The sequence below is a fragment of the Nostoc sp. NMS8 genome (assembly GCF_017115045.1).
Taxonomy (GTDB): Bacteria; Cyanobacteriota; Cyanobacteriia; order Cyanobacteriales; family Nostocaceae; genus Nostoc.
Genome location: NZ_JABXKK010000052.1, coordinates 1 through 8,686 on the forward strand (window position 1 = coordinate 1; position 8,686 = coordinate 8,686).

At 39.3% G+C, this 8,686-nt stretch carries 6 protein-coding genes and 2 pseudogenes; 5 read left to right on the forward strand and 3 right to left on the reverse strand.

Going from position 1 to position 8,686, the window contains the following annotated elements; all coding sequences use genetic code 11:
* Window positions 1-181: hypothetical protein (locus HWQ39_RS10080; protein ID WP_292843829.1), on the forward strand; the 181-nt coding region annotated here is incomplete at its 5' end.
* 408 nt (window positions 182-589) lie between these two features.
* On the opposite strand, the gene HWQ39_RS10085 is transcribed toward HWQ39_RS10080, so the two are convergent.
* Window positions 590-883: a hypothetical protein gene (locus tag HWQ39_RS10085; RefSeq protein ID WP_292843831.1), complete on the reverse strand. Its 294-nt coding sequence runs from the start codon at window positions 881-883 to the stop codon at window positions 590-592.
* Window positions 884-1,233: 350 nt separating this feature from the next.
* On the opposite strand from HWQ39_RS10085, the pseudogene HWQ39_RS10090 reads away from it, so the two are divergent.
* Both HWQ39_RS10090 and HWQ39_RS10095 read left to right on the forward strand, forming a co-directional pair.
* Window positions 1,234-1,704 (forward strand): annotated as a pseudogene (locus HWQ39_RS10090) (response regulator); the annotation flags it as partial.
* A 192-nt stretch (window positions 1,705-1,896) separates the two neighbouring features.
* A complete protein-coding gene (locus HWQ39_RS10095) occupies window positions 1,897-2,793 on the forward strand; it encodes a DUF3365 domain-containing protein (protein WP_292843833.1) in 897 nt (298 codons plus the stop codon).
* Window positions 2,794-2,838: 45 nt separating this feature from the next.
* Here the strand turns inward: HWQ39_RS10095 and HWQ39_RS10100 are convergent, their stop codons facing one another.
* Window positions 2,839-5,085 carry a caspase domain-containing protein gene (locus tag HWQ39_RS10100; protein WP_292843835.1) on the reverse strand — a complete coding sequence of 749 codons (2,247 nt, stop codon included), beginning with the start codon at window positions 5,083-5,085 and terminating at the stop codon, window positions 2,839-2,841.
* An 878-nt stretch (window positions 5,086-5,963) separates the two neighbouring features.
* Window positions 5,964-6,077: pseudogene (locus tag HWQ39_RS10105) on the reverse strand (IS5/IS1182 family transposase); the annotation flags it as partial.
* A gap of 54 nt (window positions 6,078-6,131) precedes the next feature.
* On the opposite strand from HWQ39_RS10105, the gene HWQ39_RS10110 reads away from it, so the two are divergent.
* Both HWQ39_RS10110 and HWQ39_RS10115 read left to right on the forward strand, forming a co-directional pair.
* The gene (locus HWQ39_RS10110; RefSeq protein ID WP_292843837.1) at window positions 6,132-7,337 is read left to right on the forward strand and encodes a sigma-70 family RNA polymerase sigma factor; all 1,206 of its coding nucleotides are present in this window, start codon (window positions 6,132-6,134) and stop codon (window positions 7,335-7,337) included.
* Window positions 7,338-7,344: 7 nt separating this feature from the next.
* A complete protein-coding gene (locus HWQ39_RS10115) occupies window positions 7,345-8,526 on the forward strand; it encodes a DUF1822 family protein (protein ID WP_292843839.1) in 1,182 nt (393 codons plus the stop codon).
* Window positions 8,527-8,686: the final 160 nt, after the last annotated feature.

Genomic DNA, 8,686 nt, shown 5'->3' on the forward strand with positions numbered 1-8,686 from the left:
CTCAAAAACTCAATCATTATTCAAATTACTACAAAAGGGGATGAAGGGGCTGCCGTCGGCAGCCCCTTCATCCCCCCTTAAAATGATTATCATTATTGTTAATGGAATAGTTTATTTTCTGGAAGTCCCTAAAAACTATTACGCTGCCGATAAATTTTGCTTGTCTTGGTATCGCCTTTGATGCGTAATCTAAGCGATAACCATTTACAGGGTGCTAACTTCCAGTTAGAATTAGCCGTAACTTATTATAAGCACAATACAACTATAGCTTTGACTTGGTGCAAAGATAGTTTACAAAAGTTGCTCAGGCGGTTGCCTTAGTGTAGGGGAATAAAAAAGTTCAACAATAAATAATAAAGTTCAACAATTTCTGTTAGGTGCTTTACCCCGCTCCAAGCATCCGTCCATAAATCGCTTGAAAGGGCTTGTACGCCGCAGCCACGCTAGGTTATTACTAAAGCGATCGCCACCGACTTATGGGGGTTACGCCATCGCTCTTAAGGCGAGGCGTAGCCCATCGCGCCCACATTCGGTTAGCATTACTCTCCTAATTGTTGAACTTTTTTATATGCTTAGACTTAATTCCGGTTTAATTCGAGTAGCTATCTACCCGAATATCTCGCCAGACATCAGAAACCTGCCACCCGGAATTGCCCACAGATTGTACTAGAGGATTGTCAAGGAATGGAACATAGTCAGGAACGAATGGCTCTGAAATCGCTACTGGTTTCTCCTCAACCTCAACCACAGAGGCTGGAGAATTGACAGTATTAGTTTGAAGAAGTTGGTCTTCTGCTTCTTCGATTAACTTCATCTGTCTCAGGGTAAGCTTGTCGGATTTTTTGGTGATCTTCTTGGTATCTATATCATTAGAAGTTTTCATTGGCTGTTCCCTCAAAAGCATTGGCTTAAAATTTGGATGAGTAAAGTTCTGAGAAAATGGGTATTAATAATTGCACAGAATTAATAAAATACACCAAATCTATGGAAAATACGAGTCTCTTGCTGAAGAATTTACCAATTGAGTACAAATCTCTTTTTCGGGCAGATGCCCCAGCATAATCTGTTGCACAGATGCAAGTATTAAGCGATCGCTTCTTGACTCATGACTGTACTTCAAGATTGTTTTGCGGTTTTGACTCCTAATGAGCAGATAATGGTTGAGAGTTCTCGCTGGAAAGGAATAGCATTGAGAAACTTATCAGCTGATAAAGGCACAATCTTAGTAGTAGAGTAGTAGATGACGAAGCCAGCATCCGGCGGATTTTACAGACGCGTCTAGAAATGATTGGCTACAGCGTAGTTACAGCTAGTGATGGTGAAGAAGCTTTGTCAGCTTTTCGCCTGTTGATCCCTGATTTAATAGTTCTGGATGTAATGATGCCAAAACTAGATGGTTATGGTGTCTGTCAAGAACTACGGAAACAATCAGATGTACCAATTATCATGCTAACAGCTTTGGCAGATGTAGCAGACCGGATCACTGGACTGGAGCTAGGTGCTGATGACTATATGGCGAAACCTTTCTCTCCCAAGGAATTAGAGTCAAGAATTCGCTCGTTGCTGCGACGAAGAAACGATAGAGCAACTACTGCTGCTATTTCTAATTTGGGAGTAATGGTTGTAGACAATCTCAAAATTGATACCAATAAACGACAAGTCTACAAAGCAGGTGAGCGGATTCCATTAACGGGTATAGAGTACACCTAGTTTTCTCAATAAAACCCCAGAAAATAAGAGTAAAAAACTGCAAAAATGTCTTTCATCGATCTTCAAAGAGTGTTTTGATTATCTGTCTATTGTTAAATATTTGTCTTTACTAAGCTTCATGAATCACTCGTTTAGGATTGCTATAGTTATAGTATATTACTAGAACCTTAAATACTAAAAATAGTTATGAAAATTGGAACGAAAGTCAATTTAATTGTGATGATGACTTTTCTCTGTGGGATTTTAATTAGTGGTACTGCTTTATCAAGCGTTCTTGAACAAAAGGCAGAACAAGAAGTGTCTTCTCAAGCAATAATTGCCATGCGAATTGCAAATTCACTTAGACAATATACCAATGACCGCGTACAACCATTATTGTTACCGATAGTAGACACTCAAGAACAATTTATTCCAGAAGTTGTCCCAACATTCTCTGTTAGAGAAACTTTTGAAATTTTACGTAAAACCCAAGGATTTAGCAATTTTATCTACAAAGATGCCGCGCCAAATCCAACAAATATAAGGGATATGGCGGACAAATTTGAAGCCGATATTATTAATAAATTTAATCAACAACCAGAGTTGAAAAGCCTATCCGGTTTCCGAAATGTATTTGAAAATAAATTATTTTATACCGCTCGGCCTTTTAGAGTTGACCAACAAAGTTGTCTGCGTTGCCATAGCGCTCCCGAAGTGGCTCCTAAAAGTCAATTAGTAACCTATGGAAAAGAACATGGGTTTGGGTGGAAGTTTAATCAAATTGTTGCCACTCAAATTGTTTATGTTCCGGCTGAGGAAATTTTTAAAACTACTCAGTGGTCTTTTTATCTAATCTTAGGACTTTTAGGGATTATTTTTACAATCATCGTTATTATTATTAATTTGTTGTTAAAAAAGACAGTGCTACAGCGTCTTAAAATAATGGCTAATGTGGCAGAAAAAGTGAGTATCGGTGATATGGATGCCAATTTTGGTAAACAGGATAAAGATGAAATAGGAGCGTTGGCGGACGCTTTTAACCGGATGAAGCATAGTTTAGAAATTGCTCTGAATATGTTAAATAATAATACCAATACTAGATAGATATACTTTTCTGCCGCAAGCTGCTAGCGATAAATGTTCACTAACTTATTTTAAGTTACCAAGCATCCTATGTTCAAACTCTAAAGCCTTCTGTTTATTAGAGATTTTTGCTGCCAATTTGCTTACAAATTCTAGTAAGGAAATTTTCGGTTCAGATTTTAAAATCTCTTGAGTTAAAAAATTAGCAATTGGTCCAACTACATAGGCTAACTCGCGCTCGCATTTACTGATAAATTTGGGATCAATGCCTGAAGAATTATCTGACGTGGTTTTAGATGCAACAGTAGATTCTTCTAAGATAGCTATTGCTTGCTGCTCAAAATTTTGTTGCTGTTCTGGTAACAAGTAAAAGGTTAATTTTTCTACTAATTCTTTAGAGTTAGTTACCTTTTTTAAAGTTCTTTTTAAAATGGTAAGCGCAATCGCTCCTAATGATAGCCTCAGCAACTGTTCTAATTTAGAATACTGTTCTGAGTCTAGCTTGAAATTTAATTGAGGTTGTGTTTTTTCTAAATAATCAGTAGCAATAGGAGCAGCAACAGAAACGGACTGATTTGAAAATGGCTGGGATGAAGGCTGGGAAGCAAATTCTATTTTGGGTAAATTATTAACGTCTTTGGGGAGTAAATTTTCCTGATTTCCTTGTTTTTTTTCCTCGTTTAATGGTACTTCCTTTGCCTGTAAATCTTGAAGAACTATACCAATATTACCCGGCAAAATATCAATGACTGTTTGTGTAGCTGATAGCCAGACATCAAGTTTGACACATTTTGCTGATAAATGCGTTTGTAATTGAGTAATCCATTTGGCAATTGACAACCCAACTTGCGGATTGGCTGCAATAAGTGTTTCTAGAAGTGTTTGAGAAAATAGTTCTGGCTCCTTCGCTGTGGAAGCACCGAAAATTATACATTGTCCATGTTCCGTGCCGCTATGCAAATCTTCTATCCAGTTGTTTAGGGAAGTAGCCTCAGGACAATCCAGAATAATTATTTGTTGAAACTTTGCAGCGCGTCGTAACTCGTGTCTTAGCCAAGAACGACTTAGACGCATTCCATCGCCTAAAACTAACCAGGCTTCTCCATCTTCGATTTCCTCGATGTGCCCCCGTAGGTATAATAAGGAGGTTGGTGTATTTTTGATTGTTCCTAACTGCGAAACGGATTTAGTTGCTGATTCACTACTCCAATGTAGAAAGTTTTGGATTGTTCCTCGTATTTCTAACCAAGATTTGCCTTGTTGAGGAAAAAATTCTACCTCAAAGCCGCCAGCCCCAGCAAATAGCCGACTCAAGTCTGTTGTAGTTTTATTATTTGCAAGTCCATCGATGACCAGCGCCCGTCGCTGTTTGTGAGATTCAACCGCATCAGGTTTGAATCCAAGAATTAATTCTCCTACTCCTTCCACAATTCGTTTGGGTGTTTGCAGGGGATATTCTGGATGGAGTTTACTGTCTCCACGATCAAGCTTTTGCTGATTAATCAGACGCAGTTGCTGATTTAATTTATCAATATATTGCAGCGTCTGGCGATAAACATATTTGTAAAGACCGTCGGCTTCGATGACACCCTGTGAGTCAGCGGCTTCACCTAATAGCCCCTGCATTAAGTAGTAAGTAAATAAACCATGCCCTAGTTCTGAAAATTCCCAGGATTGTTGCCCTTGATCGCATGATAGTAAGGCGCAAAATCCTTTACTTTGTGATGCCCGTTGTTGTAACACCTTCACGAAGGTTGGGGCACAATTAAATAAATTATCAGAAATGTTTCCGTCTCTAGCACTACCAGCGTTTCCCCGTAATAACTTGAAGTTTCCACTATGACAGGTGTCTAGACAAACTATTTGCTGATTTGCCGCAGTATTCTCCAACATCTGTAATAATTCTTGCAAACCCAAGCCAGTAGTCAGCAAGTCATCTTTGCGGGTATCTGCTAAACAAAGTACAGCCTCTTGAGTATTAGGCTCTAACATACCATGTCCAGAAAAATATAGCAGAATCGAATCCTCGGATCGAGTTTGCGAAACAATTCGTCGCAGGCTGCGACGAATTGTTTCCAAGGTCGGCGGTTGTGTCGCCAAATCATTATGAATAATTACTTCTTTATTAGGAAATCCCTGTGTAGCTTTTATTAGTGCTTCTTTTAACCCCTGGCAATCCACAGCTGGGTAACGCAAAGAAGGTAAGCCCGAATCTTGGTAATCGTTAACACCTACTAATAAAATCCAGAGCTTGGTTTCTCCTGTTTTTAATGTATTATTTGAGTAATTAGAACCAACAGCTATTGGAGACATCTTTGCTAGTTTTATCCTAAAATTACTGTTTATAATTAACTTCTTTAAAGTTATACCAAACTCAAAATCTCCGAAAGGCGTTACTTGAAAAAATTACTTTGCCTTTCATTTTTTATAGCAAGAATTTTGTAGTCCTTTATTGAAACCCACATACTCCAGGTGCCATCGCAAAATCTTGTATTTTTGATGCATAACAGCCTCAGCATTAGATATCAACATACTAGATATTGACCACTACGGCATAGCCACAGGCATATCTATGAATAATTTTATGTGCCTAATAAATCAAGAATTAGGCACATTGATGGTATCTTGAACAACAGCAATCCAGTTACTGCTTAAGAGAATCTCCATCTAAAAGGCGCCGATTCCCAACTGAACGTCGCGATTCTATCTTAACGTGTACTCAGACAGATTGCCTTTAATCTGAATCTTGTCCAACTCCTGGGTGCGAAAGCTCGAATAATCGCAAATTGGTTAGATGCAGTGTAGAAGACACTGGAGGAACTGCCAAGCACAAATATATCTCCACTACCTCCAACGATAAGTTTATCCTCTAAGAGGATGCTTGAAAAGTTTTTTAAAGGTAAAATATTATGCTAATAGCCTCGTATAATGCGGGTCATAACAAGATAAATAAAAGTCTCGAATATTTCGGGCAATAACCCGCGCGTCTCTGATTAATCGCTGATATCCCATCAGCCAACCAAAAGTTAAAGTTTGTTCTGACTTTTCACGGTAAGTCTTCAAGCCCCGAAAAAGCGTGGCTTTTTCCACAGTATAATTATCAATAGCTCTAAGCTAATGATAATGGTTAACAGAAAAATCAGCGTTTGGAAACCCTCAAAATGACCTTTTCCACATACCGTGAAAAGTGAGAAAGTTTGTTCGACTACCCAACGTTTTTCAAGCAAAACGAAGCCTTTGGCTTCTTCTGAGCGCAGAACCACCTGCACAATCCAACGGCAAAAGTTCATCACCCATTACATAAACCAGGACTTTTTAGTTGATAACTTAAAACTTATGCAAGAATGAGTAGTTATTTTATGCGTACTCGTAAAAGTATCAATGAATTATTTACAACTTTTTTACAATTAGATGCTGACAGAATAATTGGTTGGGCAATCGATCCTAAACTACGGCGAAATCTACTTAATTGTCAGGCAAGTCTATCGCAGCCAGAACATTCAGAGAATTTTTGGATATGTTACTGGTATAAATTGTGGCAAATTCAACAAGAAGGTCTGGCAAGAGAACATTTTTCGGCTTATTTACAAGAACCGTGTTATTGGGCGGCTTACAAAATAATTACTAATCTTTCTGCTACTCAATACACAGTATCTGACTGCTTTCAAATGGTCATAACTAGTGTAGATAAAATTTTAAAAGGATTTAAACCCAACATGGGTTTTAATTTGAATAATTATGCGAGTGCAATTTTCAGTAACGAGATTAAGGAAATACTGCGATCGCACAATGAAATTGATATTAGTACTAACTGGCGATTGTTACGGAAACTGACTCAAAAGCGTCTGGTGGAGTCTTTACAAAATGTTGGCCTCAGTGGAGAGACAATACAACGCTACGTATTAGCTTGGAAATGCTACCAAGCACTATATGCTCCACAGCACCCTACAGGTACTCGCCAACTGTCAAAGCCAGATGACTCTACATGGATTGCGATCGCCCAGCTTTACAATTCTGAACACCACACCCAACTTTCCCAACCAGGGATGGAGTGTAACCCGCAAACGATGGAAAAATGGCTGGTTGCTTGTGCCAAAGCAGTACGAGAATATTTTTACCCCAGTATGGCTTCTCTGAATGCGCCCAGAGGGAATGACGATTCTGGAGAGTATCAAGATATATTACCGCAACTGAAGCAGGACTCCTTAATGACGGAAATCATTGCTCAAGAAGAATTGCTTGAGAGACAGTCAATGCAATCTCAAATCAGCAATATGTTAATTGCAGCGTTGAACAACCTGGATGAGGAGGCACAAAAGATAATAAAACTTTACTATAGCCAGAATTTGACTCAACAGCAGATTGCCCAACAGATGGGAATTAAGCAATATACCATTTCTCGTAAACTCGCCAAAGCACAAGATTCGTTACTACTCAAGCTGGCAAACTGGAGTAAAGAGTCACTGCATATTTCTCTAAACTCACTCATACTTAACTATATCAACACCGTTTTAGAGGAATGGTTAAAAGCTTACTATAGTCTTTCCTCCTCTAAGTTGGAGTAGTATCAACATGATGTTTAACCCAGGCACAGTCAATTTAATAAACTCTACACATTTGTGGTTAGAAATTCCGGAAGCCGAGCAAACCAAACTTTGGCAGCAAAGTCAAGCGTTTTCGACGAGTAATCGCCGTTGGATCGCATATCTCAACCGCTTGAGCTTGAATGCTTTTCTGCCTTGGCTACGATCAGAACATACTCCCAATGCTGCTGTTTTTCCTAATATTGCCGCTTTGCCCAGCGTTTGGGAAGTAGTCGATGGCGTAGCGATTTCCCTGGAAGAAAAACGGTTGGTATTAATTCCATCTGAAGCAGCAGATTTAAGCGAACTGCGCGTTCCTCAGGAATGGGTGGATATTCCTACCTGGACAGCAGATTATTATCTAGCGGTACAAGTTAATTTGGAAGAGAGTTGTATACGGATTTGGGGATACACGACCCATACTCTACTGAAAAGTATGGGTAGTTACGATGCGAGCGATCGCGCTTATTGTTTGGATGGAGAGGATTTAATTTCTAACCTCAATATCTTGTGGATGGCAAGTCAATTATGTCCAGAAGAAGCGACCCATGCTGAAGAAACTGTACCACTGCCAGAATTAGCGCTCGCGCAAGCACACAACTTACTTCAACGTCTAGGAAATCCTGAAGTGATTTTACCACGGCTAGCAGTACCATTTTCAATTTGGGGAGCGCTCCTAGAACATGGAGGTTGGAGACAGCGATTGTATGAACAACGCCAAGGACAACAACAACAGTGGTCGATTAATCAATGGTTGCAAACTGGGGTGTCAGATTTTGCACAGAAATTTGGCTGGGCGAGTATCGAGTCACAGTCAAATTTTGCATTAGCTAGGAGTTCACAGCAAGCATCAACATTGCCAATTTTAGTGCGGAAAGTCAGCATTGCCGGACAACAATACAAGTTGCGCGTACAGCCTAAAACTAATATTGAAGATAGAGTATGGCGCATTGAACTGCATAATGCAAGCAAAGGCGAGATGATTCCCAGTGGATTTAAATTGAGACTTTTGACAGAAGATTTACAACCATTTGATGGAAACCAAGTACAAGCAAAAACTGCTGTAGATAGGCTTTACATTGAAGTAGCTCTGGGCGATCTCCAAGAAGGATTGGTTTGGGAGATAGAACCGACCCCAGAAAACTTTGAACGCGAAATCTTACTTTTTTAAATTCAGTAGACCGATAACTTTTGCGATGCTCGCGGCGGGCGTAGCCATCGCTAAAAAATAGTAGTGTACGATAACCGCCAGATAAGATTTCCTAGTTATTAGGACCAGCCCTTTCAAGGTCTTGTAATTTTCCCCAAATTATAGTTAGTTGAAAAAATAA